The sequence below is a fragment of the Roseovarius sp. MBR-79 genome (assembly GCF_053628555.1).
The window spans coordinates 107,390-129,658 of sequence record NZ_JBRJGP010000002.1 but is presented as its reverse complement, the minus strand read 5'-3'; the positions used below and the strand labels follow the sequence as shown (position 1 = coordinate 129,658).

22 protein-coding genes, 1 tRNA gene and 1 pseudogene are annotated in these 22,269 nt (G+C 64.4%); 11 read left to right on the top strand and 13 right to left on the bottom strand.

Annotated features, from left to right (window positions below):
* Positions 1-4 precede the first annotated feature (4 nt).
* On the top strand, positions 5-874 hold the full coding sequence (ppk2, locus tag ACSSV8_RS02435) for a polyphosphate kinase 2 (protein ID WP_454281392.1): 870 nt from the start codon (positions 5-7) through the stop codon (positions 872-874).
* Positions 875-880: 6 nt separating this feature from the next.
* Here ppk2 and ACSSV8_RS02430 read toward each other — a convergent pair whose 3' ends face one another.
* Entirely contained in the window at positions 881-1,654 is a 774-nt protein-coding gene (locus ACSSV8_RS02430; protein WP_454281391.1) for a DUF2189 domain-containing protein, read from the bottom strand.
* Between the two features lie 72 nt (positions 1,655-1,726).
* Positions 1,727-2,155, bottom strand: a complete 429-nt coding sequence (locus tag ACSSV8_RS02425; RefSeq protein WP_354537051.1) for a PaaI family thioesterase — start codon at positions 2,153-2,155, stop codon at positions 1,727-1,729.
* A 58-nt stretch (positions 2,156-2,213) separates the two neighbouring features.
* Between ACSSV8_RS02425 and ACSSV8_RS02420 the strand changes: the two genes are divergently transcribed.
* The 3 genes from ACSSV8_RS02420 to gluQRS are packed head-to-tail and all read left to right on the top strand — an operon-like array spanning position 2,214 to position 5,246.
* A complete protein-coding gene (locus tag ACSSV8_RS02420) occupies positions 2,214-2,999 on the top strand; it encodes an enoyl-CoA hydratase (protein WP_454281390.1) in 786 nt (261 codons plus the stop codon).
* A 42-nt stretch (positions 3,000-3,041) separates the two neighbouring features.
* Entirely contained in the window at positions 3,042-4,400 is a 1,359-nt protein-coding gene (gene trmFO, locus ACSSV8_RS02415; RefSeq protein ID WP_454281389.1) for a methylenetetrahydrofolate--tRNA-(uracil(54)-C(5))-methyltransferase (FADH(2)-oxidizing) TrmFO, read from the top strand.
* 12 nt (positions 4,401-4,412) lie between these two features.
* A complete protein-coding gene (gene gluQRS, locus ACSSV8_RS02410; protein ID WP_454281388.1) occupies positions 4,413-5,246 on the top strand; it encodes a tRNA glutamyl-Q(34) synthetase GluQRS in 834 nt (277 codons plus the stop codon).
* Positions 5,247-5,288: 42 nt separating this feature from the next.
* Here gluQRS and ACSSV8_RS02405 read toward each other — a convergent pair whose 3' ends face one another.
* Positions 5,289-6,173, bottom strand: a complete 885-nt coding sequence (locus ACSSV8_RS02405) for a YicC/YloC family endoribonuclease (RefSeq protein WP_454281387.1) — start codon at positions 6,171-6,173, stop codon at positions 5,289-5,291.
* A 211-nt stretch (positions 6,174-6,384) separates the two neighbouring features.
* On the opposite strand from ACSSV8_RS02405, the gene ACSSV8_RS02400 reads away from it, so the two are divergent.
* Positions 6,385-7,029: a PAS domain-containing protein gene (locus ACSSV8_RS02400; protein WP_454281386.1), complete on the top strand. Its 645-nt coding sequence runs from the start codon at positions 6,385-6,387 to the stop codon at positions 7,027-7,029.
* 9 nt (positions 7,030-7,038) lie between these two features.
* Here the strand turns inward: ACSSV8_RS02400 and ACSSV8_RS02395 are convergent, their stop codons facing one another.
* The 4 genes from ACSSV8_RS02395 to recA all read right to left on the bottom strand — a co-directional run bounded on the left by ACSSV8_RS02395 (position 7,039) and on the right by recA (position 11,460).
* Positions 7,039-7,323, bottom strand: coding sequence for a DUF1330 domain-containing protein (locus ACSSV8_RS02395; RefSeq protein ID WP_354537045.1), 285 nt, complete (start codon positions 7,321-7,323; stop codon positions 7,039-7,041).
* Positions 7,324-7,342: 19 nt separating this feature from the next.
* Positions 7,343-7,627, bottom strand: coding sequence for a DUF1330 domain-containing protein (locus ACSSV8_RS02390; RefSeq protein WP_354537044.1), 285 nt, complete (start codon positions 7,625-7,627; stop codon positions 7,343-7,345).
* 11 nt (positions 7,628-7,638) lie between these two features.
* Positions 7,639-10,302 (bottom strand): alanine--tRNA ligase, encoded by a 2,664-nt coding sequence (gene alaS, locus ACSSV8_RS02385; protein ID WP_454281385.1) that lies wholly within the window; start codon positions 10,300-10,302, stop codon positions 7,639-7,641.
* Positions 10,303-10,389: 87 nt separating this feature from the next.
* Complete coding sequence (recA, locus tag ACSSV8_RS02380) at positions 10,390-11,460, bottom strand: recombinase RecA (protein WP_354537042.1); 1,071 nt, start codon at positions 11,458-11,460, stop codon at positions 10,390-10,392.
* 183 nt (positions 11,461-11,643) lie between these two features.
* On the opposite strand from recA, the gene ACSSV8_RS02375 reads away from it, so the two are divergent.
* Positions 11,644-12,285, top strand: a complete 642-nt coding sequence (locus tag ACSSV8_RS02375; RefSeq protein WP_354537041.1) for a gamma-glutamyl kinase — start codon at positions 11,644-11,646, stop codon at positions 12,283-12,285.
* Here the strand turns inward: ACSSV8_RS02375 and ACSSV8_RS02370 are convergent, their stop codons facing one another.
* Entirely contained in the window at positions 12,286-14,160 is a 1,875-nt protein-coding gene (locus ACSSV8_RS02370; protein ID WP_454281384.1) for an ATP-binding protein, read from the bottom strand.
* Here ACSSV8_RS02370 and ACSSV8_RS02365 point away from each other — a divergent pair.
* Positions 14,143-14,646, top strand: coding sequence for a hypothetical protein (locus ACSSV8_RS02365; protein WP_454281383.1), 504 nt, complete (start codon positions 14,143-14,145; stop codon positions 14,644-14,646). The two genes, ACSSV8_RS02370 and ACSSV8_RS02365, sit on opposite strands and share 18 nt — an antisense overlap.
* Before the next feature lie 50 nt (positions 14,647-14,696).
* Here ACSSV8_RS02365 and ACSSV8_RS02360 read toward each other — a convergent pair whose 3' ends face one another.
* The 5 genes and pseudogenes from ACSSV8_RS02360 to rpmH form a co-directional block, all read right to left on the bottom strand.
* The gene (locus tag ACSSV8_RS02360) at positions 14,697-15,881 is read right to left on the bottom strand and encodes an RsmB/NOP family class I SAM-dependent RNA methyltransferase (protein ID WP_354537038.1); all 1,185 of its coding nucleotides are present in this window, start codon (positions 15,879-15,881) and stop codon (positions 14,697-14,699) included.
* 39 nt (positions 15,882-15,920) lie between these two features.
* Positions 15,921-17,369 (bottom strand): IMP dehydrogenase, encoded by a 1,449-nt coding sequence (guaB, locus tag ACSSV8_RS02355; RefSeq protein WP_354537037.1) that lies wholly within the window; start codon positions 17,367-17,369, stop codon positions 15,921-15,923.
* A gap of 79 nt (positions 17,370-17,448) precedes the next feature.
* Positions 17,449-17,679: pseudogene (gene yidD / locus ACSSV8_RS02350) on the bottom strand (membrane protein insertion efficiency factor YidD); the annotation flags it as partial.
* Positions 17,676-18,089: a ribonuclease P protein component gene (gene rnpA / locus ACSSV8_RS02345; RefSeq protein ID WP_454281382.1), complete on the bottom strand. Its 414-nt coding sequence runs from the start codon at positions 18,087-18,089 to the stop codon at positions 17,676-17,678. The gene rnpA and the pseudogene yidD, both read right to left, overlap by 4 nt.
* Before the next feature lie 16 nt (positions 18,090-18,105).
* On the bottom strand, positions 18,106-18,240 hold the full coding sequence (rpmH, locus tag ACSSV8_RS02340; RefSeq protein ID WP_354537036.1) for a 50S ribosomal protein L34: 135 nt from the start codon (positions 18,238-18,240) through the stop codon (positions 18,106-18,108).
* A 255-nt stretch (positions 18,241-18,495) separates the two neighbouring features.
* Here rpmH and ACSSV8_RS02335 point away from each other — a divergent pair, with 255 nt between their 5' ends.
* The 4 genes from ACSSV8_RS02335 to ACSSV8_RS02320 all read left to right on the top strand — a co-directional run bounded on the left by ACSSV8_RS02335 (position 18,496) and on the right by ACSSV8_RS02320 (position 22,205).
* The gene (locus ACSSV8_RS02335; RefSeq protein ID WP_354537035.1) at positions 18,496-19,239 is read left to right on the top strand and encodes a TVP38/TMEM64 family protein; all 744 of its coding nucleotides are present in this window, start codon (positions 18,496-18,498) and stop codon (positions 19,237-19,239) included.
* A 2-nt stretch (positions 19,240-19,241) separates the two neighbouring features.
* Positions 19,242-20,660: a dihydrolipoyl dehydrogenase family protein gene (locus ACSSV8_RS02330; RefSeq protein WP_454281381.1), complete on the top strand. Its 1,419-nt coding sequence runs from the start codon at positions 19,242-19,244 to the stop codon at positions 20,658-20,660.
* A gap of 21 nt (positions 20,661-20,681) precedes the next feature.
* Positions 20,682-22,073, top strand: coding sequence for a sensor histidine kinase (locus tag ACSSV8_RS02325; protein WP_454281380.1), 1,392 nt, complete (start codon positions 20,682-20,684; stop codon positions 22,071-22,073).
* A 55-nt stretch (positions 22,074-22,128) separates the two neighbouring features.
* Positions 22,129-22,205 (top strand) — tRNA-Arg (locus ACSSV8_RS02320).
* Positions 22,206-22,269 lie beyond the last annotated feature (64 nt).

Sequence of the window (22,269 nt, the reverse complement as noted above, 5' to 3'; positions counted from 1 at the left end):
GCCCATGGACCTGCCCTTTGACGGCGCGATCAGCGCCTTTTACGAGACCGAAGCGCCCGGGGCGATCCGCAAGGCCATCGCGCGCGCCGACAAGGACGATATTCTCGACCCCGGCTTTCCCTATTCCGAACGGATGCAGCGCAAAGCCTATGAAAAAGCCTTTGACAAGCTCCAGATCGAGCTTGTGAAGCTTCAGCATTGGGTGAGGGAAAGCGGCGCGCGCGTGGCGCTGGTCTTCGAGGGACGCGATGCGGCGGGCAAGGGCGGCACGATCACGCGGCTCACGCAGAACCTCAACCCGCGCGGCGCACGTGTCGTGGCGCTCCCCAAGCCCTCGGATCAGGAGGCGACGCAATGGTATTTCCAGCGCTATATCGCCCATCTGCCCGCCGCGGGGCAAATCGTGCTCTTTGACCGAAGCTGGTATAATCGCGGCGTGGTGGAGCCGGTCTTCGGCTTCTGCACCGAGGCGCAGCGCGAGCACTTCTTCGCGCAGGTCCCCGATTTCGAGCGGATGCTGGTCGAGGAGGGAATCCACCTCGTCAAATTCTGGCTCAATGTGGGCCGCGCCGAGCAGTTGCGCCGCTTCATGGACCGCGAACGCGACCCGCTCAAGCAATGGAAACTGAGCTGGATCGACGTCGAGGGCCTCAAACGCTGGGACGCCTACAGCGCCGCCATCGCCGAGACCCTGACCCGGAGCCACACGGCGCACGCGCCCTGGAGCGTGGTGCGCTCGGACGACAAGCGGCGCGCGCATCTTTCGGTCATGCGGCACCTTCTGGCCGGGATCGACTATGCGCGCAAGGATGCCAAGGCCGTCGACGCCCCCGATCCGGCCATCACCGGCGGCCCCGAAATCTGGTGCCCCTGACGGTGCTTACGCGGCCTCGCAGATCAGCCGGTAGAGATGCCATGTCGCATGGCCCAGAAGCGGCAGCACGAGGAAGAGCCCGAGAAAGGCAGGCAGCAGCGCCACAAAGGTCAGCGCCGCGATCATCACCGCCCAGACCAGCATCGGCACCGGGTTTTCCGTCACCACGGAAAAGCTTGTCAGCATCGCGGTGACGAAATCCACCTCCCGATCCAGCAAAAGCGGCAGTGCGATCACCGTGATCGCATAGATCAGCAGCGCGAAACAGGCACCCACCCCCGTGCCCACCACCAACATGCTCAGCCCCTGCGATGTGAAATAAACGTCGAAGGACGAGGAGATGTTGGTCATCGTCGAGAGTCCCAGAAACAGCGCAAAGATCATGTGGGCCAGAAAGAACCAGAACAGGAACACCATGATGATGATCGCGCAGATGGAGGGCAGTTGCCGCCGCCTTTGATGCGCGATGACGCCGAGGATCTCCCCCATCACCAACGGCTCGCCCGCGCTCAGCCTGCGGCTCACCTCGTATAGGCCCACGGCGGCGAAGGGCCCGACCAGGGGAAATCCGACGGCGGCGAAAACCAGCCAATAGCTTTTGCCCGTCGCCCACGTGACGCCCGCAAGGAAAAGACCGACCGCCACATAGACCCCGGCAAAAAGCAGCGCGTAACCCGGCGCACGGGCCATGTCCGCCCATCCCCGGCGCAGCGCCTCGGCCAGCATGGCAAGGCTGACCTCGCCCATCTCCGGCACGCCCTGGGGCCGTGTCCTGTTCATGCCTCACCTCCCGGTTTTTCCGACACGTTAGCCAAGGTGCGGGCTCGCGCAAAGATAGAACTCGGATTCAGCTTATCCCGTCCCTTTCGGCGGGATCGAATAGGTCAGGTTTGCCCGCGCCACCGGCTCGACCGTGCCTTCCGAATGGATCAGCACATCGCCGATGGCCAGCACGCGCCCCACCTTCAACAAGCGACACTCGGCAATGAGATCAACCCCCGCCGCAGGCTTGCGCAAGAAATCCACGGACGCATTCGTCGTGACCGCCAGCGCCTCCGGGCCGATCATGGCAAGAAGCGCAAGATAGACCGCCACATCCGCCAGCGCAAAGATCGACGGCCCCGACACCGTGCCGCCGGGGCGCAAATGCCGCTCTCCGACGACAAGGCGCACCTTGATGCGCCGCGCGCCCACGTCCTCTATCGCGAAATCCGCCGCCACCTGCGGAAATTCCCGCGCCAGAAATTCGGTCAGCTCATCCGCCGTCATCTTCACGTCCATTCCTTTCCTCCGCCCTGTTGCGCGGTTAGAGTGGCCCCAACCACAGGAGGGAAACAAGATGTCAATTCTCGACCGCACCGATGAGGGGGCCATCGCGCGCCTTACGCTCAACTCGCCCGGCAATCTCAACGCACTTTCGGACGCCATGCTCGCCGCCCTCAGGGAGGAATTCGCGCGCTTGGCCGAGGACCCCACCATCCGCGTCGTCACGCTGCGCGGCACCGGCAAGGCGTTCTGCGCGGGCCACGACCTCAAGGAAATGCAGGCCGCACGCCAGTCAGAGGACAAGGGCCGTGCCTATTTCGCCGATCTCTTCGCGCGCTGCACGAGCGTCATGACGGCGATTCGCGACCTGCCGCAACCGGTCATCGCCGCGCCCCACGGCATCGCCACCGCTGCGGGCTGTCAGCTTGTGGCGTCCTGTGACATGGCGGTGGCGGCGCAGGGCACGCGCTTTGGCGTCAATGGCGTCAATATCGGCCTCTTCTGCTCCACGCCCATGGTGGCACTCTCGCGCAACGTGCCGCGCAAGCAGGCCTTCGAGATGCTGACCACCGGGGCCTTCATCGACACTGAGCGCGCGCAGGCGCTGGGCCTCATCAACCGCACCGTGCCCGAGGACCGGCTTGACGACGAGGTTATGGCACTGGCCGAAACCGTCGCTGCCAAGCTTGGCTCGGCGGTGCGGATCGGCAAGCGCGCCTTCTACGAACAGCTGGAGATGGGGCTCGATGACGCCTATGCCCATACCAGCGCGGTGATGGTCGAGAACATGCTCGAGCCGGACACCGATGAGGGAATCACCGCCTTTCTTGCCAAGCGCGCGCCCGAATGGAAGCAATGACGCCCCTTTCCAATCCCCGCCGGGTCCCCTAGATCGGGCGGCATGACACAGGTTCTCAATATCGTCGGTGGCGGCATGGCAGGCGCCGAGGCCGCTTGGCAGGCCGCCAATCTGGGGGTGGATGTGGTGATCCACGAAATGCGCCCCAAGGTGGCAACCTTCGCGCATCGCACCGGCGATCTGGCCGAGATGGTCTGCTCCAACTCGTTCCGCTCGGACGATGACGAACAGAACGCCGTGGGCCTTCTGCATTGGGAGATGCGCGCGGCGGGCGGGATCATCATGGCGATGGCTGACCGCCACCGCCTACCCGCAGGTGGCGCGCTTGCCGTGGACCGCGATGCCTTTTCCGGGGCGGTGACCGAGCGGCTGCGCGCGCATCCGAAGATCACCGTGCAAGGCTCTGAAATAACGTCACTTCCAGAAGATGGCCACTGGATTTTCGCAACCGGGCCGCTGACCTCGGACGCGCTCGGGGCCGCCATCGCGCGCGAGACCGGGCGCGAGGCGCTTGCCTTTTTCGACGCCATCGCCCCCATCGTGCATTTCGACAGCATCGACATGTCCAAGGCCTGGATGCAGTCGCGCTACGACAAGGGCGAGACCGAGGCAGAGCGCACCGCCTATATCAACTGCCCGATGGACCGCGCCCAATACGAGGCCTTCATCGACGCGCTTCTGGCAGCGGAAAAGACGGAATTTCACGAGGGCGAGACGGCGGGCTATTTCGACGGCTGCCTGCCCATCGAGGTCATGGCCGAACGCGGCCGCGAGACGCTGCGCCACGGCCCGATGAAGCCCGTGGGCCTCACCAACCCGCATCAGCCCGATATCAAGGCCCACGCTGTTGTTCAGTTGCGCCGCGACAATGCGCTCGGCACGCTCTACAATATCGTGGGGTTTCAAACCAAGATGAAGTATGGCGCTCAAACATCTGTTTTCAAAATGATTCCCGGACTGGAGAATGCCAGTTTCGCGCGACTTGGCGGGATCCACCGCAACACGTTTCTCAATTCCCCCACGCTTCTCGACCGGCAGATGCGCCTGCGCACGCGACCCCATATCCGCTTTGCCGGTCAGATCACCGGGGTCGAGGGGTATGTGGAATCCGCCGCCATGGGGCTTGTCGCGGGGCGGCTGGCCGCCGCCGAAATCCTCGGCCACTCCTTGCCCGAGGTGCCACAGGACAGCGCCATGGGTGCGCTCCTGCATCACATCACCGGCGGCGCGGAGGCCAAGACCTTTCAGCCGATGAACGTGAATTTCGGCCTCTTCCGACCCGTGGAGGGCCTCAAGGGCGGGCGGCGCGGTCGCGTGCATCGCTACAAGGCCTATACGGACCGCGCCAAGGCGGCCTGGACCGGCTGGCTGATGGATCAAGACATGAGCGTTGCCACGTAAACCCTTGTCATCATGTTCATAACACGGTTTGCCCCCTCGCCAACCGGCCTGCTGCATCTGGGCCACGCCTTCTCGGCGATGCTGGCACATGATATGGCCCGCGCGGCGGGCGGGCGGTTTCTTTTGCGGATCGACGACCTTGACCAATCGCGTTGCCGCGCCGAATGGGAGGCGCGGATCCTTGACGATCTGCACTGGCTCGGCCTCGGCTGGCCCGCGCCCGTGCTGCGCCAATCGGCCCGCCTGCCGCGCTACCGCGCCGCTTTGCAAGCGCTCTGGGATCGCGGCCTGCTCTACCCCTGCACCTGCACCCGCGCCGATATCCGCGCCGCAGCCTCCGCCCCCCAGGAGGGCGCGCCGATGCATGGCCCCGACGGGCTGGTCTATCCCGGCACCTGCCGCCCCACGCGGCCGCCAGCAGGGACGATGCCGACGGATCTGGCATTGCGGCTCGACATGGAACGCGCATCAAGATCGATCAACAAGCCTATGATATACAAAGATAACGACTGCAAGATTACAGTGCATGACCTGACCGGAAATGTCGGTGACGTGGTCCTCGCGCGCCGCGACATGGGCGCGTCCTACCACCTTGCGGTGGTGCTCGACGATGCCGACCAACACGTCACCCATGTGATCCGGGGCGAAGATCTCCGCGAGGCCACGCAAATTCACATCCTGCTTCAGCGTCTCCTCGGTCTGCCCACACCCGCCTATCACCATCACCGCCTGATCCGGGACGAGACCGGCAAGCGCCTTGCCAAGCGTGACGACGCCCGCGCCATCGCCACCTATCGCGCCGAAGGAGCCAGCCCGCGCGACATCCGCGCCATGCTGGGCCTGTAAGGCTTCATCGTTCCAGAAATACTCGAAATCCGACCGGGCCAGTCATTCCACGTTCTGAACCTGTTCGCGCATCTGGTCGATCACCGTCTTGAGATCAAGGCCAATGGCCGTAAGCCCCGCATTCTGCGCCTTCGAACAGAGCGTGTTGGCCTCGCGCATGAATTCCTGGCTGAGAAAATCGAGCTTGCGCCCCACGGGCGAGCCCTGCGCCAGCAACCCCCGCGCAGCACTCACATGGGCGCGCAACCGGTCCAGTTCCTCGGTCACGTCAAGCCGCACCGCCATCAGCGCCAGTTCCTGCGCAATCCGTTCCGGCGCGATCTCGGCGGGCTGCTCCATCACCCGGGCGAACGCCGCGCGATGGCTCTCGGCAATCGCCCCGGCACGGGAGACGAGCGCGCCGTCCGCAGCCTCGGTCAGCGCCCCGATCCGCGCGATCTGCCCGGTCAGGACCTGCGCCAGCGCGGCCCCTTCGGTTGCGCGCATGGCGTTGAAATCCAGAAGTAACAGCTCGAAATCGGCCAGCAGGACCTCGGCAAGGTCCTCCTCCTCGGCGACCATGGCACCCGGCTCCAATATGCCGCGCAGCGCCAGGACCTGGGCCGCCGTTGCAGGCGCCAGCGTCAGGCCGCGAAGATCGGCCCGCCGCTCGGTCTCGGCCAGCGCGGCCAGGGCCGCGTCCAGCGCCGCCTCGTTGAGCAACAGCCCCTCCGCCGCTGCCGTCTGAAACCGCAGGTTCACCGTCACGTTGCCGCGCACCAGATATTTGCCCGCCGCCGCGCGAATACCCGCCTCAAGCCCCGCGACCTCGGGCAGGCGCAACCGAAGATCGAGCCCCTTGCCATTGACGCCGCGCATCTCCCACACCCAGCAGGCGCTCCCGTGGGCACCCGACCGGGTGGCAAAGGCAGTCATCGAACGCAGCATGAGAGGCCCCTTTCAAAGGTTGCAACCGCCCCTTCCTACCCGGCGCGCGTCTCGCAGGCAACGCGGCAAGGGTTAACCAGATGCGGTGAATTTTAGATACATGCGCCATAAATTGTGCGAATCTCACCCCGTCGCCCGCCCCGGCAAGCGGGTTTTTACCGGACCCGCGCAGATATGGGCGCGGGCATCGGGTTTGCAGGAGGGTAGCCGCATGTGGGACGATCAGAGAGACACGAACGGTGCCGATGCGCCCGAGGCACCCTGCATGGAAACCCACCTGCGCGCCTTCCACGCGCATTGGGACGCCTGCCGCAATGGCCGCGACGTGCCCAGCCGCGTCGATATCGACCCGCGCCGGATCGAGCCGCTTCTTGCCAATGCCTTTATCGCGGAGCGCATCGCGCCGGGGGTGGTGCGGTTGCGCATTGCCGGGATGCATCTGAACGATCTCATGGGCATGGAGGTGCGCGGCATGCCGCTGTGCAGCTTCATCGCCCCCGCCGCGCGCGCGGCCTTCGCGCTCCATCTTGTCGATCTTTTCGACGGTCCGGCGCGTTTGCGCCTCCGGCTTCAGAGCGGTGCCGGGCCGGGATGCCCCGCGCTCTCGGGCACCATGATGCTCCTGCCGCTTCGCAGCGATCTCGGCGACGTCTCGCGCGCGCTCGGCTGCCTTGTGACCCATGGCGCGATCGGTCGCCCCGCGCGCCGCTTCACCATAGAGAGCGCGCAGGTCATGCCGCTCACGAAACCGGCGCAGCCGGTGCCATTCCCGCCGCCATTCTCAGTGATCGAGGGCAGGCAAGCTGCCTCGCGTCCGACGACCGCGCCGCGCGCGCATCTGCGTCTGGTGACCTGAGCCTGCGCCTCAACTGGTCTCGACGATCACAAGATCGCGTTCGGACGCGCCCCGCGCGTGATCGAGCGCCTGCTGATATTCCGGACTATTGTAACAGGCCTCTGCCGCCTCGAGAGAGGGAAACCGTGCCACCACGTTACGGGCCCGGTCGCGCCCCTCCAGCTGCACATAGCGCCCGCCGCGCGCGATGAACTCACCGCCATGTTTGGCAATCGCCGGTCCGGCAAGCGCGGCATACCGGCCATAGGCCTCGGCATCGGTGACGGTGACATGGGCAATCCAGAGGGCAGGCATGGGCAGGTCCTTTCGGGGATCAGACGCCGTCGACGATGACAAGGTCGCGACTGCTGGACGACAGTGCAAGGGGCAGGATGCGGCGATAGGCATCGGAATTGTAAAATGCGAGCGCGGCGTCGCGGTCGGGAAACGCGATGATCACATGACGGTCGGGACAATTGCCCTCGACAACCACCTGCGCGCCGCCCTTGACAAGGAAGCGCCCACCGAATTTCTCGGCAAGCGCAACGGTCTGTGCGGCATAGGCTTGGTAATCCTGCGCATCGTTGATCGTTATCCGGCCGATGATATACGCACTCATTCCCTCTCCTTTCAGGAGACGAGCACCGCCTCCGCCGCCTTGATCGCCGCTTCTGCGCCAGCGATATCGCTGCCGCCGCCCTGCGCCATGTCGGGTCGGCCGCCACCACCCTTGCCGCCGAGCGCGGGCACCGCCGCGCGCACCAGATCGACTGCCGAAATGCGGGCCACCAGATCGCCGGTCACGCCGGCCGCCACCGCTACCTTGCCGCCGGTATCGGCAATAAGCAAGATCGCAGCGCTGCCGAGCCGCGCTTTCATCTCGTCAATGAGCGGAGGAAGATCGCGCCCCTCCACGCCTGACAGCACCTGTGCGAGGAAGGTCACGCCGCCCACCTCGCGCGGCTCGGAGGCCGCCCGCTGCCCCGCGCCGCCCGCCACGGCCAGTTCGCGGCGCAGTTGCGCCACCTCATTGGCCAGCGCGCGACGCTCCTCCATCAGCATGCGCACACGCTCCGGCACATCCTCTGGGCGTGCCCGGAGATCGGCGGCCACGGTCCCGAGCCGTGCCGCCTGCCCGCTCAGATAGTCGACGGCCGCAGCCCCGGTCAGCGCCTCGATCCGCCGCACGCCGGCGCTCGACGCGCTTTCTCCGACGATGACGAATGTGCCGATCTCACCGGTCTGGCGCACATGCGTGCCCCCGCAGAGTTCGATCGAATAGGTCGCGCCATTGCCCCCCTTGCCCGAGCCGTCCAGCGTGCCCATGGACACGACCCGCACCTCGTCGCCATATTTTTCGCCAAAAAGGGCCTGCGCGCCGATGGCGCGGGCATCGTCCGGCGTCATGATCCGCGTGGTGACAGGGCTGTTCTGGCGGATGAACGCGTTCACCTCCGCCTCGACGCGGCTCCGTTCCGCATCGTCGAGCGCCTTGGCATGGCTGAAGTCAAAGCGCAGGCGGTCTGCCGCGTTGAGAGAGCCACGCTGCGCGACATGATCGCCAAGCGCCCGGCGCAGCGCCTCGTGCAGAAGATGCGTGGCCGAATGGTTGGCGCGGATGGCGCTGCGGCGGGCCGGGTCCACGGAAAGGCGCGCCGCCTGCCCGGCGGTGATCTCGCCCGCCTCGATCACCGCGAGATGCGCAGAAACGCCTGCGATCTTCTTCGTGTCCGTCACACGCGCGCGGCCCGTCGCGGTCTCGATCACGCCGGTATCGCCCACCTGCCCCCCGGCTTCGGCGTAAAACGGCGTCTGGTTGACCACAACCTGAACGACCCTGCCCTCGACCGCGCTCTGCGCCGTTGCTCCCTCCTGCACCAGCGCCAGGATCTGGGCCTCGGCGCTCTCGGTGTCATAGCCGAGGAATTCGGTCACCCCCTTCTCCTCGGCGATGTCGAACCAGACCGCTTGATCTGCGGTCTCTCCCGTGCCGACCCAGGCCGCACGGGCCTTGGCCTTTTGCGCGGACATGGCCTTGTCGAACCCGTCGATATCGACGCTTCGCCCCTTCTCGCGCAAGGCGTCCTGCGTCAGATCGAGCGGGAAGCCATAGGTATCGTAGAGCTTGAAGGCCGCGGCACCGGGTAATGCTGCCGTCTCGGGAAGGGTCGCCAATTCCTCGTCGAGGAGTTTCAAACCGCGCTCGAGGGTCTGGCGAAAACGCGTCTCCTCCAGCCGCAAAGTCTCTTCGATCAGGGCCTGTGCGCGGCCGAGTTCGGGGAAAGCCTGCCCCATCTTCGCGACAAGCGCGGGGACCAGCCGATGCATCACCGGATCCTTTGTCCCGAGCATATGCGCGTGACGCATGGCGCGGCGCATGATCCGGCGCAGCACATATCCGCGCCCCTCGTTCGAGGGCATGACCCCGTCGGCGATGAGAAAGGAGGTGGACCGAAGGTGATCGGCGATCACCCTGTGATGCACACGCCCCGGCCCGTCCGGGTCCTGGCTGGTGGCATGGGCGCTCGCCTCGATGAGGCTGCGCATGAGGTCGGTATCGTAATTGTCATGCTTGCCCTGCAAGAGCGCGCCGATCCGCTCCAGCCCCATGCCCGTATCGATCGACTGCATGTCGAGGGCGCGCATCGAGCCGTCCTCGAAGCGTTCGTTCTGCATGAACACAAGGTTCCAGATCTCGATGAACCGGTCACCGTCCTCATCGGCGCTGCCCGGGGGACCACCCCAGATATCGGGCCCGTGATCATAGAAAATCTCGGTGCAGGGGCCACAGGGGCCGGTCGGACCCATCGACCAGAAATTGTCATCCGTGGCGATGCGGATGATCCGCTCATCGGGCAGGCCCGCGTATTTCTTCCAGATCTCCGCCGCCTCCTCATCGGTGTGGTAGACGGTCACCAGAAGCTTCGACTTGTCGATCCCGAAATCGCGGGTCAGCAAATCCCAGGCAAAGGGGATCGCCTGCTCCTTGAAATAGTCACCAAAGCTGAAATTTCCAAGCATTTCAAAGAAGGTATGGTGCCGCGCGGTATAGCCCACATTGTCGAGATCGTTGTGCTTGCCGCCGGCACGCACGCATTTCTGGCTGGTGGTGGCGCGCACATAATCGCGATGCTCGACCCCGGTGAAGCAGTTCTTGAACTGCACCATCCCGGAGTTGGTGAACATCAGCGTCGGATCGTTATGCGGCACCAGAGTCGAGCTTTCGACCACGCGATGGTCCTGGCGCTCGAAGAAATTCAGAAAGGTGGAGCGGATTTCGTTCAGCGTTGGCATGAGCACGGGCTTCTTGCTGGAAATTGGACTGCGATTGACACGCTTTAGCCGCGCAAACGCCCCGTGTCCACCATCGAACCTGCGACCTCACCCCTCCATGACGTCGGTCGGGTCATCTGCGGACATGCTGAAGTCGAGCCCATGGGCAGCCCTGATCTTGTCCTCGATCTCGAGAGCGATTTGAGGATTGTCCTTGAGGTAAGTCTTGGCATTCTCTCGCCCCTGACCGACCCGTTGATCGCCATAGCTGAACCAGCTTCCGGATTTCTCGACCACGCCCGCCTTGACGCCCATGTCGATCAATTCCCCGGTCTTCGAAATGCCCTCGCCATACATGATGTCGAACTCCACCTGCTTGAAGGGCGGTGCCACCTTGTTCTTGACCACTTTCACGCGGGTGGCGTTGCCCACCACTTCGTCGCGATCCTTGATCGCGCCGATCCGGCGTATGTCAAGGCGCACCGAGCTGTAGAACTTGAGCGCATTGCCGCCCGTCGTCGTTTCCGGGCTTCCGAACATGACGCCGATCTTCATGCGGATCTGGTTGATGAAGATCACGGTGCACTTGGTGCGGCTGATGGATCCGGTCAGTTTTCGCATGGCTTGGCTCATGAGGCGCGCATGCACACCCACGCTCGAATCACCCATCTCGCCCTCAAGCTCCGACTTGGGGGTCAACGCGGCGACCGAGTCGACCACGATGAGACTGACCGCGCCGGATCGCACCAGAGTATCAACGATCTCGAGGGCCTGCTCGCCGGTATCAGGTTGCGAGATAAGCAATTCATCGAGATCCACCCCAAGCTTGCGCGCGTAGATCGGATCGAGGGCATGTTCGGCATCCACAAAGGCGCAAACCCCCCCTTTTTTCTGCTCCTCAGCCACGCAATGAAGTGTCAGCGTCGTCTTGCCCGAGCTTTCCGGCCCGTAAATCTCGACGACGCGCCCCTTGGGAATGCCGCCTATCCCGAGCGCGATGTCGAGACCGATGGACCCGGTCGATGTGGACTCAATATCGGCAATCGGATTGTCGCCGCCCATCCGCATGATCGAGCCCTTGCCGAATTGGCGCTCGATCTGCGCGAGAGCGCTGTCGAGGGCCTTCTGCTTGTCGGCGCTGCGTTTGTTGTCCATCGAGAGAAGATCCGCCATTGCCATGAATTCCATCCCTTATTTCACAGGCCACCCTTGGCGGCAATGCCGCGCAAGGTTCACTCTATGTTCCGCATCCAGTTATGAGCACAAAATGTGAACATTGCAACATGCAATCTCGTGGTGACACTCTGGACGCAATTGCTTAACACAAGGTTACCCTCCACCCGGTGCCGTGAAAGTTCCGTCATGCTGATCTTTGCCAGACAAAAACTCGTGTTTCTGTCGGTGCCCAAGACCGGCAGCACGGCATATGCGCGTGCCCTGGCCGAGCACGCAGCGCTTGTCGTCAGCGCGCCACCCGAACTCAAGCATGCGCCCGTGTTCCGCTACAACCGGTTTTTCCGGGAGATGGTGGAGCGCTTCGTGGGTTCTGATGTAACGATCGTCGCCGTCATGCGCGAACCTGCGGACTGGCTCGGAAGCTGGTATCGTTATCGCAGCCGCGAAGCGCTCCGCGGTCATCCGAACAGCACCTACGGCATGGACTTCGACGCCTTCGTCGAGGCCTATTGCGATCCCGAACCACCGGATTTTGCCCGGGTCGGCAGTCAGGCGAAATTTCTCGAACCACAACGGAACGGCACGCGGGTGACGCATCTCTTTCGATACGAGGACCAGCGCTCTTTGCAGGGGTTTCTCGCAGAGCGACTCGGGGTGGCCGTCGCACCCGAGCCAACCAATCGCTCGCCAGATCGCACCATTTGTCTCGCGCCCGGTACACGCGATCTTCTGCACAGGACATATGCCTCTGATTTTGCGCTTCACGCCAGCATCAAAGCGGATGGCACCTACGACCTGCCGAGACCTGCGCGGCGCAAAAGCCCATGATCACGGCACATCGTTTTCGCTCCCTGACGGAAGCTTTGCCGCCATTCGCTCGACGGTTGCGGCCAATTCGTCAAGGGAGAACGGTTTCGGCAGGAACACGGAGTGGGCAATGCGCGACCGGCTGTCTCCGACGGTCTCTTCGGCATAGCCCGAAATGAACACGACACGCACCTCAGGACGCCGCGCCAGCGCCTTTGTGACCCAGCTCGGACCATCCATTCCCGGCATGACAACATCCGTGACGAACACATCCACGTGGCAAGACTGATCCCGGAGCAGTTCGAGTGCCTCTTCGGCCGATCCTGCCTCGATCACGGTGAACCCCCGCAGCTGCAAGGCGCGACTGGCAAAGGCGCGCACGGGAACCTCATCCTCGACGAGCAGGACAACACCGCCGTTCGAGGGGCCGCGCACACGCGACTCGACGGGCGTGGTGGCAATCTCCACCGCGTGGTCATGCGCAGGGAAAAGAAGTTGGAACGTGGTGCCCTCATGCTCGACGCTGTCGACAAAGATGAATCCACCGGTCTGCTTGACGATCCCGTAGGCTGTGGAGAGGCCGAGGCCTGTTCCCTTGCCGACTTTCTTCGTGGTGAAGAACGGCTCGAAAACATGCTCCAACTTGTCTTTCGCGATTCCCTGCCCCGTATCGATGACCTCGACCGAAACGTAGTTTCCCGGAGCGATCTGGGCGCGATCACGATTGAGCGGAGTCTTGATGGTGCGATTGCGGGTCACGATCCTGATTTCACCCCCATCAGGCATGGCGTCCCGTGCATTGACAACGAGATTCATGACGACCTGTTCGAACTGGCGTTTATCGGCACGTATGGCGGACAATCCCGGGGCATGGTCGAGCGTCAGGGACACCTGTTCGCCCACGAGACGGTTGAGCAGGTGCGTCAGGTCGGAGAGCGTATCGCGCAGGTCCAGGATTTCGGGTCTGAGGGTCTGCTTGCGCGAGAAGGCCAGCAACTGGCCAACAAGCGACGCCGCCCGGTTGACGTTCTGGGTGATCTGCATGAGATCGGCATATTCCGGATCGCCGGGATCACGGTCGAGCAACAAGAGGTCGCAATGTCCGGAAATCGCTGTCAGAAGATTATTGAAATCATGCGCGATACCGCCGGCAAGTTGCCCGATGGCCTGCATTTTCTGGCTTTGAACGAATTGGGCCTGGAGTGACTTCAGCTCCGTGGCGTCGCTCAGAACGGCGATGAGAACAACCTCGGCACCATCGAGGGCGCGCCGAAGGGCGACCTGTACAAACGCTTCCCGGTCCGCGCGTCGCACCCTCAGAAACTCCGGCTTGACCGTGCCACGCCCGGCGGCGGCATCGGCGACCCAATCGGAGACAGGCCGACCGAGCCCCTCGAGCACCTCCGTCAGCCGGAAGGGATCGTCACTGCCTTGCCCGATCAGCGCGCGCGCGGGCGGATTGGCACGCAGAACCATGCCGTCGCCCCCGAGCTTCAGCAGGGGCACCGGCAGGACGTCAAATAGCGCCCAATCGTCGGGTGTGGCGAGCGGATCCTCGGCAATCGGCACAAGAAAGACCTCGCGCCGACCGGCCAGACCGGAGCGTTCCGCATAGATGCAGCGCAGCGGGCCACCCGGCGTCGGGATGTCGCAAGCGGTTCCGGGCTGCGGCGGCAGGGGGAAGATCGCGTCCAGTGACGTGATCCGCTCTCCGATCAGGTCGCGCGCGGCCGGGTTCATGAACAAGACGGTATTGTTACGGCCGAGGGTCAGCATCGGCAGCGGGTGGACATCGCTGCCGTGGGGGGGACGATCCGATGTCGGCTCGATCCGCCACACGAAGCGCCCGGTGCCCGCGCGGTGCGCGCTGATGCGCAAATGGCCGGCGCGCGTCACGATATCCTCCACCGCCGAGCCGGACGCAGTGGCGCGACTCTCGATCCGGAAGAGCAACGGGCCGGGATTGGCCAGATGATCGCGCAAGAGCGCGGCAAGACTGGTTTGCCCTTCGCCCGCGAACAGGTTCCGGGCGGCGCGCCCGATATGGATCACACGCCCCCCTGCCCCGGTCATCACGACGGGCGCGGGATCCTCTTCGATCACCCCGTAAGAGGGAACAGGCATCGGCGCATGATCTGCGGCCCTTTGATGCGATATCCGCAGCCAGAGCGCCGACAGAAACATAATCGAGGCTGCAAGTCCCAGCATCAGGCGCAGGTTCCTGTCACCGGTCAACAACGCGGCAAGCCCAAGGATCACTGCAGCGAGCACGATCACCGGCGCGCGAGCCCGCAGCGACGCGCCACCGAGTTTGCCATCCTCAGCGGGAAGACCGAACAACGCCACCCGACGCCCCTTTCATGCGAGACACTGTCGGCCTGATATTGTGAGCCAAGTTTTAAGAACGACTTAACGGCAGCCCGAAACTCACGTCAAGATTGATTGAAATACGAAACATCATGCAAAAGATGTGCCAGAAAAAACCCGTCGCCCAGCCCGGATATTGGCCAACGACGCATCTCACGGATCCCGAACGCCGCGTCACCGCTTGAAAATCGCTCGATAACATGTTCGTTTTCTTCCATAAAAACAGAGCATGTCGTGTAGATGAGCACGCCCGACGGGGCAAGCAAACTGGTCGCCTGTGCCAGGATGTCTGCCTGCAGGCCCACAAGCTCGTACAGTCGTTCTGGCGTGAGCGTCCATTTCGCCTCCGGGGCACGACGCCATGTGCCGGACCCCGAACACGGCACGTCGCAAAGAATCGCATCGAATGGACCGGCCGCCGCGAGGTCAGAGGTCTCGCACAGCTGGACGCTAATGCCGGCCCGCTCCGCGCGCGCGGGCAGGTCGGCCATCCGCTGCGGCGCGGCATCATGGGCAAACCACGTGGCGTCCAGCCGGGCGGCAAGCGCCAGCACCTTGCCGCCACCGCCCGCGCAATAATCGAGGACCCGCGCGCCCTGCGGCAGGCTGATCGCCTCCATCGCGGCCTGACTGCTTGCGTCCTGAAACTCGACCAGACCATCCCGGTAAAGCAGGGATTGAGATATTTTTCTAAATCCCTCAGTGACATGCAATCCAAAGTTGATATTGTCAACGGGACGCGTCACGACGCCGTCTCCGGCAAGCCCCGCCTGCGCCGCCGCGCGCGTGATCCGTCGCGCATTCACCCGGAGCGTGATGGGCGCACGATGACGCAGCGCCTCGGCGGCGGCGGTGGCGTCCGGCCCGAGCGCCCCCTCGAAATGCGGCCAGAGCCAGTCCGGCAAGTCGCGCGCTTCTGCCTCGGTGGGGGGGCGGCCACCCTGCCGCTCCTCCGCCGTGAGAGGCGCGGGCGCGTGACCGTCACCCGTAAAAAACATTTCCGGATCAATATTTTGCGCCCTGAAGCTGCCAAGCATGAGCGCGCGGCCATCCTTCCCGCCGCCAAGCGCCGCAAAGGAGCGCAGACATCGCAGCGCATCGAAGACGTGATCGCGCACCGCCGCCCGGTCGCCCGATCCGGCATAGCGCGCGGACCGGGCCCAATTGGTAAGCGCTCGCTCGGCCGGCGCGCCCGAAAGGATCGAGTCAAGCACCTCGATCGCTGCGGAGACGCGCGCGCCGGGGGTCATGCGACAACCTTGGAATCGTAAGACAAGCGATTGAGAAAGCTATCCAATCCTGTAATTCGGGCTCTCACGAGTGATCTGCACATCATGCACATGGCTTTCCTTCAGTCCCGCTCCGGTGATCCGCACAAAGCGGCAGTTGGTGCGCATTTCCTCGACCGTTGCGCAACCGGTATAGCCCATGGCGGCGCGCAGCCCGCCGACAAGCTGGTGCAACACGGTGCCCGCGCCGCCCTTGTAGGGCACTTGTCCCTCGATCCCCTCGGGCACAAGCTTGTCGCTGGCCGCGTCCTTCTGGAAATAGCGGTCCGCCGAGCCGCGCGCCATCGCCCCGAGCGAGCCCATGCCGCGATAGGCCTTGAAGGTGCGGCCCTGGTAGAGGATCACCTCGCCGGGGCTTTCATCCGTGCCCGCAAGCATGGAGCCGACCATCGCGCAGGAGGCCCCCGCCGCGATGGCCTTGGCGAAATCGCCCGAGAACTTGATGCCGCCATCGGCGATCACCGGCACATCGCCCGCCGCGCGCGCGCTGTCCATGATCGCGGTGAGTTGGGGCACGCCCACGCCCGCGACGATCCGCGTGGTGCAGATACTGCCCGGTCCGATCCCGACCTTGACCGCATCGGCCCCCGCGTCGATCAGCGCGCGCGTGGCCTCGGCGGTGGCCACATTGCCCGCCACGATCTGCACCTCGTTGGAGAGCGTCTTGGCCCGCTCGACGGCGCGTGCCACGCCTTCGGAATGGCCATGCGCCGTGTCGATCACCACCATGTCGACGCCCGCCTCAACAAGCGCCGCGGTGCGCTCGAACCCGGCATCGCCCACGGTCGAGGCCGCCGCCACCCGCAGCCGCCCGAGCCGGTCCTTGCAGGCGGTGGGGTTGAGCACGGCCTGTTCGGTATCGCGCAGCGTCAGAAGCCCGGTGAGCTTGCCCTGCCCGTCCGTCACCAGCAATTTCTCGATCCGGCGCGCCTTCATCAGCGATTTTGCCTCGTCGCGGTCGGCAGGTTCCTGAAGAATCGCGAGATTGTCCGAGGTCATCATGACGCGCACCGGTGTCCTGTCATCCTCGGCAAAACGCATGTCGCGGTTGGTCACGATGCCGACGACGCGGCCAGTCTCGTCCACCACCGGAAATCCGGTGACATTGTAGCGCTCCTGCAAGGCCTTGGCGTCGGCCAGCGTCTGATCGGGGCGCAAGGTGATCGGGTTGTAGACGATGCCGGATTCAAACCGCTTGACGCGGCGCACCGCGCGGGATTGTTCCTCGACCGAAAGATTGCGGTGGATCACCCCCATGCCGCCCGCTTGCGCCATGCAGATCGCCATGCGCGCCTCGGTCACGGTGTCCATGGCGGAACTCAGCAGCGGAATGTTCAGATGGATCGATTGCGTGACACGGGTGCGGGTATCCGCCGTCGCAGGCAGGACCGAGGATGCCGCAGGCACCAGCAGCACGTCATCAAAGGTGAGCGCCTCGCGAATCTCCATTCCGGTTCTCCATGGATGTCTCGTTTGGCGGGTCCCTATCGCACGGATCGGCAACAGGCGAAAGGGCGTTCTGGCCATCCTGCGACTGTGTGCCCGGCACCGGATCATAACCACAGCCGCCCAGGGGATTGCACCGCGCAATGCGTTTGAGCGCAAGCCAGCCACCGTGCCAGGCGCCATGCGTCTCAAGCGCATCGAGCGCATATTGGCTGCATGTCGGCTGATAGCGGCAATGCCAGCCTATCCAGGGGGACAGGATCAGACGATATGCCCTTACAGGTAAAGAGAAAATCCGCGCAAGCGGGGTCATGCTCCCGGCCCCAGACGGCGCAGGGCATAGCCGAGATCCCGGCGCAGGTCGTCGTAGGGGCGTATGGCGGTCGCGTCGGCGCGCCCGATAAGCACGTAATCCCATCCCGGCAGGCCGCCCGTGGGAAGCAGTTCACGCGCGATGGCGCGCAAGCGGCGCTTGGCGCGGTTGCGGGTGACGGCGTTGCCCACCTTCTTCGAGCAGGTAAACCCTACCCGGATCAAGGCGCTGTCGTCGCGCCGGTCGCGCGCCTGAACCATCATCGTGCCGGTGCCCTGACGACGCGCCCGCGCGCAGGCCAGAAAATCGGCACGCTTGCGCATCACATCGACTGACGGCAAATAAGATGACGCCACCGGAAGCGTTCTCCCTGCGTGACTGTCAGGGGCCTCCGGCGGCGTCGAAATCATCGGCAAAAGCTGGCGCTTACGCGCTCAGCACCTTGCGGCCACGAGCGCGGCGGGCATTGAGAACCTTGCGGCCCCCCTTGGTGGCCATGCGCGCGCGGAACCCGTGACGGTGCTTGCGCACAAGGTTCGAGGGTTGAAAGGTGCGTTTCATCGCTCCGTCTCCGGTCCTGGGCGGGCGGCGGCGTGGAATCGCGCCCTGCCCGAATTGATCTGAAGCCCGGTCTATAGAGAGGGCGCGCGGCCAAGTCAAACCCCCGCCAGGTGTTTTCACCGGATTTCTGCGGCGAATAGCCATGTTACAGGAAACGGCCCGCGCTTCACCCCGGATCACCCCCTCGTGAGGCCACTGGCAAGACCCCGCTGGACCGTGCATCTAGGGGATGCGATTGTCAGAACCGGGGATCCCATGGACCAAAGCTCGACACCCGCGCCCGCGCGGCGCAAGACCGGCCTCATGCGGCACCTGCCGCTGATGGCCATTCTCATCGTGGCGGTGATCGGCGCGGTCACGCTGCGCGACTACATCACCTTCGACACGCTGCGCGATAACCGCGAGGCGCTGATGGCGTTCCGCAATGACAATATAGTGCTGATGGCGCTGGCCTTCATCGCCACCTATTTCCTCATCGTTGCCTTCTCGCTGCCCGGCGCGGCGGTGGCCTCGGTCACGGGCGGATTCCTGTTCGGCCTGGCGCTTGGCACGATGCTCAACGTGACCGCGGCCTCGCTCGGGGCGATGGCGATCTTTCTGGCGGCCCGCTGGGGACTGGGGCGCAGCATGGCCGCCCGGATAGATGCCTCCGAGGGCACGCTCAAGCGTCTTAAATCCGGCCTGCACGACAATGAAATCAGTGTGCTTTTCCTGATGCGGCTGGTGCCGGCAGTGCCCTTCTTCGTGGCCAATATCCTGCCCGCGCTCGTCGGCGTGCGCTTTGTCAACTTCGCCATCACCACGGTTCTGGGGATCATCCCCGGCGCAATCGTCTTTACCTGGATCGGCGTGGGCCTCGGCGAGGTGTTCGACCGGGGCGAGAGCCCCGATCTTTCCCTCTTGTGGGAACCTCACATCATCGGCCCCATTCTCGGGCTGGCGGCGCTATCGGCGCTGCCGATGGTGATCAAGTATTTTCGCGGTAAAAGGGACATCTGAACATGCAGAAACTGAATGCGGACCTGCTGGTCATCGGGGCCGGCTCGGGCGGACTGTCCGTCGCGGCGGGCGCGGTGCAGATGGGGGCAAGCGTCATCCTGCTCGAAGGGCACAAGATGGGCGGCGATTGCCTCAATTTCGGTTGCGTCCCCTCCAAGGCGCTGATTGCCAGCGGCAAGGCGGCCCATGCGCAGGCCCATGCCGCACAATATGGCGTGGCCGATGTGGTGCCGCAGGTGGATTATGCCGCCGCCAAGGATCATGTCGCGGGCGTCATCGCGCAGATCGAACCGGTGGACAGCGTCGAGCGGTTCGAGGGCCTCGGCGTGCGGGTGATCCGCGACTATGGCGCTTTCCTCTCACCGACCGAGGTTCAGGCGGGCGATCATGTCATTACCGCGCGGCGCATCGTCATCGCCACCGGATCCTCGCCACTGGTGCCGCCGATTCCCGGCCTCGATTCGGTCCCCTATGAGACCAACGAGACGATATTCGAGCTGCGCGAGCGGCCCGACCACCTGCTCATCATCGGCGGCGGTCCCATCGGCATGGAGATGGCGCAGGCGCATCGGCGTCTGGGATGCGCTGTCACGGTGATCGAGGGGGCAAAGGTCCTCGGTCAGGACGACCCTGAAATGGCCCAGGTCGTCATCGACCAATTCAAGGCCGAGGGGATCGTCATCGAGGACGGGGCCATGGCCGCGGAAATTCGCGGCAAGGCCGGGGCGATCGAGGTCGAAGCCAAGGACGGGCGCGTCTTTCGCGGCACGCATCTGCTCATGGCCGTTGGGCGAAAGGCCAATACCGATCGCCTCAACCTCGAGGCCGCCGGGATCGAGACCACGAAACGCGGCATCAAGGTGGATGCGTCGATGCGCACCACCAATCGCCGCGTCTATGCCATCGGCGATGTGGCGGGCGGGCTGCAATTCACCCATGTCGCGGGCTATCAGGCAGGGCTGATCATCCGTCAGGCGCTGCTGTCGCTGCCCGCAAAAAACCGCACCGATCACATCCCCTGGGCCACCTATACCGATCCCGAACTGGCGCAGGTCGGCCTCACCGAGGCGCAGGCGCGCGAGGACCATGGCGGGAATCTCGAGGTGGTGCGCTTTCCCTACAACCACAACGACCGCGCCATCGCCGAGCGCAAGACCGAAGGCCTTATCAAGGTCATGGTGGTTCGCGGGCGGCCCATCGGCGTGTCCATCGCGGGCGCGCAGGCGGGCGAGCTGATCAATCTCTGGGCCTTCATCCTCGCCAACCGGCTCAAGATGAAGCATGTGGCGAACATGGTCGCCCCCTACCCCACGCTTGGCGAAATCAACAAGCGCGCGGCGGGGGCCTATTTCTCGCCAAAGCTGTTCGAGAGCCCTATGGTGAAACGGGTGGTCGGCCTCATTCAACGCTGGCTGCCCTGACCGGGGCTTGGGAGGGCGCGCGTGTTAAGATCGCTTTCGGGGCGTTTCCTGATCCTCACGGCCATCTTCGTGATGCTGGCCGAGGTGCTGATTTTCGTGCCCTCCATCGCGCGGTTCCGTGAGCAATTCCTGCTCGACCGGCTGGAACGCGCGCAGATCGCGTCGCTCGTGCTTCTGGCCGCGGGCGAGGTGACGCCGGAGCTTCAGGAAGAGCTGTTGCGCAATGCCGAGGTGTTCAACGTCGTGCTCGCCCGTGACGAGGCCCGCCAGCTTGTGCTTTCCTCGCCCGTGCCCGCGCCCGTGACCGGCACCTTCGATCTGCGCAACGCCCCCGCCCTAACGCTCATCGGCGACGCCATGCACCGGCTCAGGACGCCCGAGCCGGAGGTGATCCGCGTCATCGGCGCGCCGGTGCGGATGGGCGGGCTGCTGATCGAGGTCACACTGGAAACCAGCGCCCTGCGTGCGGCGATGGTCGATTACGGGTTGCGAATCCTTTGGTTGTCGCTGGTGATCTCGGTCTTTACCGCGACCCTTCTTTTTGTTGTGGTGCAATGCTTTCTGGTGCGCCCGATCCGGCGCGTGGTGCGCAACATGCGCGACTATGCCGCCGATCCCGAGGATGCGCGCCTCGTGATCAAACCGAGATCCACCATCACCGAGTTGCGCGAAGCCGAAGAAAGCCTGCAAACACTCCAGACCCAGCTCACCGCCGCGCTCAAGCAAAAAGAGCATCTTGCCCAGCTTGGCGGTGCCGTGGCCAAGGTCAGCCACGATCTGCGCAACATCCTGACCTCGGCGCAGCTTTTCACCGACCGGCTCGAGATGAGCGAGGATCCGGGCGTCAAGCGCATGGCCCCGAAGCTGGTCAATTCGCTGACCCGCGCGGTGCATCTGTGCGAGGCGACGCTGGCCTATGGCAAGGCCGAGGAACCCGCCCCGACCCTTGCCCGCCACCGCCTGCGCGACCTTGTGGCCGATGTGATCGACAGCGAACGCATGGCTGCGGAGGGCCTTGATCTGCGCCTCGCGAATGCCGTTCCCGATGAATTGGTCCTGCTGGCCGATGGCGAGCAACTTCACCGGGTGATGTCCAATCTCATACGCAATGCCCGGCAGGCGATCACGCGCAGCGGCACGCCGGGAGAGATCACCGTCAGCGCCGCCGAGGATGCCCGCGAGTGGATCATCCGCGTGGCCGACACCGGCCCCGGCCTGCCGCCCAAGGCGCGCGAGCACCTTTTCAAGCCGTTTCAGGGCGGGGTGAGCAAGGGTGGCACCGGTCTTGGCCTGACCATCGCCGCCGAACTGATGCGCGGCCATGGCGGCACCCTGATGCTGGAAAAAAGCGACGAGAGCGGCACGTCCTTCTGCATCACACTGCCCAAGGGAAATTTCGCGGCGGTGTCATAAATCTGTCCCCTGCCCCTTGCATCACCCGGCGGCAAAGTCTAAACGCTGCTCCAACGGACCGATAGCTCAGCTGGATAGAGTACTTGACTACGAATCAAGGGGTCGGGGGTTCGAATCCTCCTCGGTCCGCCAAGCGCCATTGAAATCATGAGATAAAGTGGCGACTCTGGCGAAATACCCTGTACAAAGCCGCACT

Excerpts from the sequence above, each read along its gene's own strand:
- ppk2 (WP_454281392.1), top strand. The coding sequence starts at position 5 with ATGGACCTGCCCTTTGACGGCGCGATCAGCGCCTTTTACGAGACCGAA.
- ACSSV8_RS02430 (WP_454281391.1), bottom strand. The coding sequence starts at position 1,654 with ATGAACAGGACACGGCCCCAGGGCGTGCCGGAGATGGGCGAGGTCAGC.
- ACSSV8_RS02425 (WP_354537051.1), bottom strand. The coding sequence starts at position 2,155 with ATGGACGTGAAGATGACGGCGGATGAGCTGACCGAATTTCTGGCGCGG.
- ACSSV8_RS02420 (WP_454281390.1), top strand. The coding sequence starts at position 2,214 with ATGTCAATTCTCGACCGCACCGATGAGGGGGCCATCGCGCGCCTTACG.
- trmFO (WP_454281389.1), top strand. The coding sequence starts at position 3,042 with ATGACACAGGTTCTCAATATCGTCGGTGGCGGCATGGCAGGCGCCGAG.
- gluQRS (WP_454281388.1), top strand. The coding sequence starts at position 4,413 with ATGTTCATAACACGGTTTGCCCCCTCGCCAACCGGCCTGCTGCATCTG.
- ACSSV8_RS02405 (WP_454281387.1), bottom strand. The coding sequence starts at position 6,173 with ATGCTGCGTTCGATGACTGCCTTTGCCACCCGGTCGGGTGCCCACGGG.
- ACSSV8_RS02400 (WP_454281386.1), top strand. The coding sequence starts at position 6,385 with ATGTGGGACGATCAGAGAGACACGAACGGTGCCGATGCGCCCGAGGCA.
- ACSSV8_RS02395 (WP_354537045.1), bottom strand. The coding sequence starts at position 7,323 with ATGCCTGCCCTCTGGATTGCCCATGTCACCGTCACCGATGCCGAGGCC.
- ACSSV8_RS02390 (WP_354537044.1), bottom strand. The coding sequence starts at position 7,627 with ATGAGTGCGTATATCATCGGCCGGATAACGATCAACGATGCGCAGGAT.
- alaS (WP_454281385.1), bottom strand. The coding sequence starts at position 10,302 with ATGCCAACGCTGAACGAAATCCGCTCCACCTTTCTGAATTTCTTCGAG.
- recA (WP_354537042.1), bottom strand. The coding sequence starts at position 11,460 with ATGGCAATGGCGGATCTTCTCTCGATGGACAACAAACGCAGCGCCGAC.
- ACSSV8_RS02375 (WP_354537041.1), top strand. The coding sequence starts at position 11,644 with ATGCTGATCTTTGCCAGACAAAAACTCGTGTTTCTGTCGGTGCCCAAG.
- ACSSV8_RS02365 (WP_454281383.1), top strand. The coding sequence starts at position 14,143 with ATGGCCGGCGCGCGTCACGATATCCTCCACCGCCGAGCCGGACGCAGT.
- ACSSV8_RS02360 (WP_354537038.1), bottom strand. The coding sequence starts at position 15,881 with ATGACCCCCGGCGCGCGCGTCTCCGCAGCGATCGAGGTGCTTGACTCG.
- guaB (WP_354537037.1), bottom strand. The coding sequence starts at position 17,369 with ATGGAGATTCGCGAGGCGCTCACCTTTGATGACGTGCTGCTGGTGCCT.
- rnpA (WP_454281382.1), bottom strand. The coding sequence starts at position 18,089 with ATGATTTCGACGCCGCCGGAGGCCCCTGACAGTCACGCAGGGAGAACG.
- rpmH (WP_354537036.1), bottom strand. The coding sequence starts at position 18,240 with ATGAAACGCACCTTTCAACCCTCGAACCTTGTGCGCAAGCACCGTCAC.
- ACSSV8_RS02335 (WP_354537035.1), top strand. The coding sequence starts at position 18,496 with ATGGACCAAAGCTCGACACCCGCGCCCGCGCGGCGCAAGACCGGCCTC.
- ACSSV8_RS02330 (WP_454281381.1), top strand. The coding sequence starts at position 19,242 with ATGCAGAAACTGAATGCGGACCTGCTGGTCATCGGGGCCGGCTCGGGC.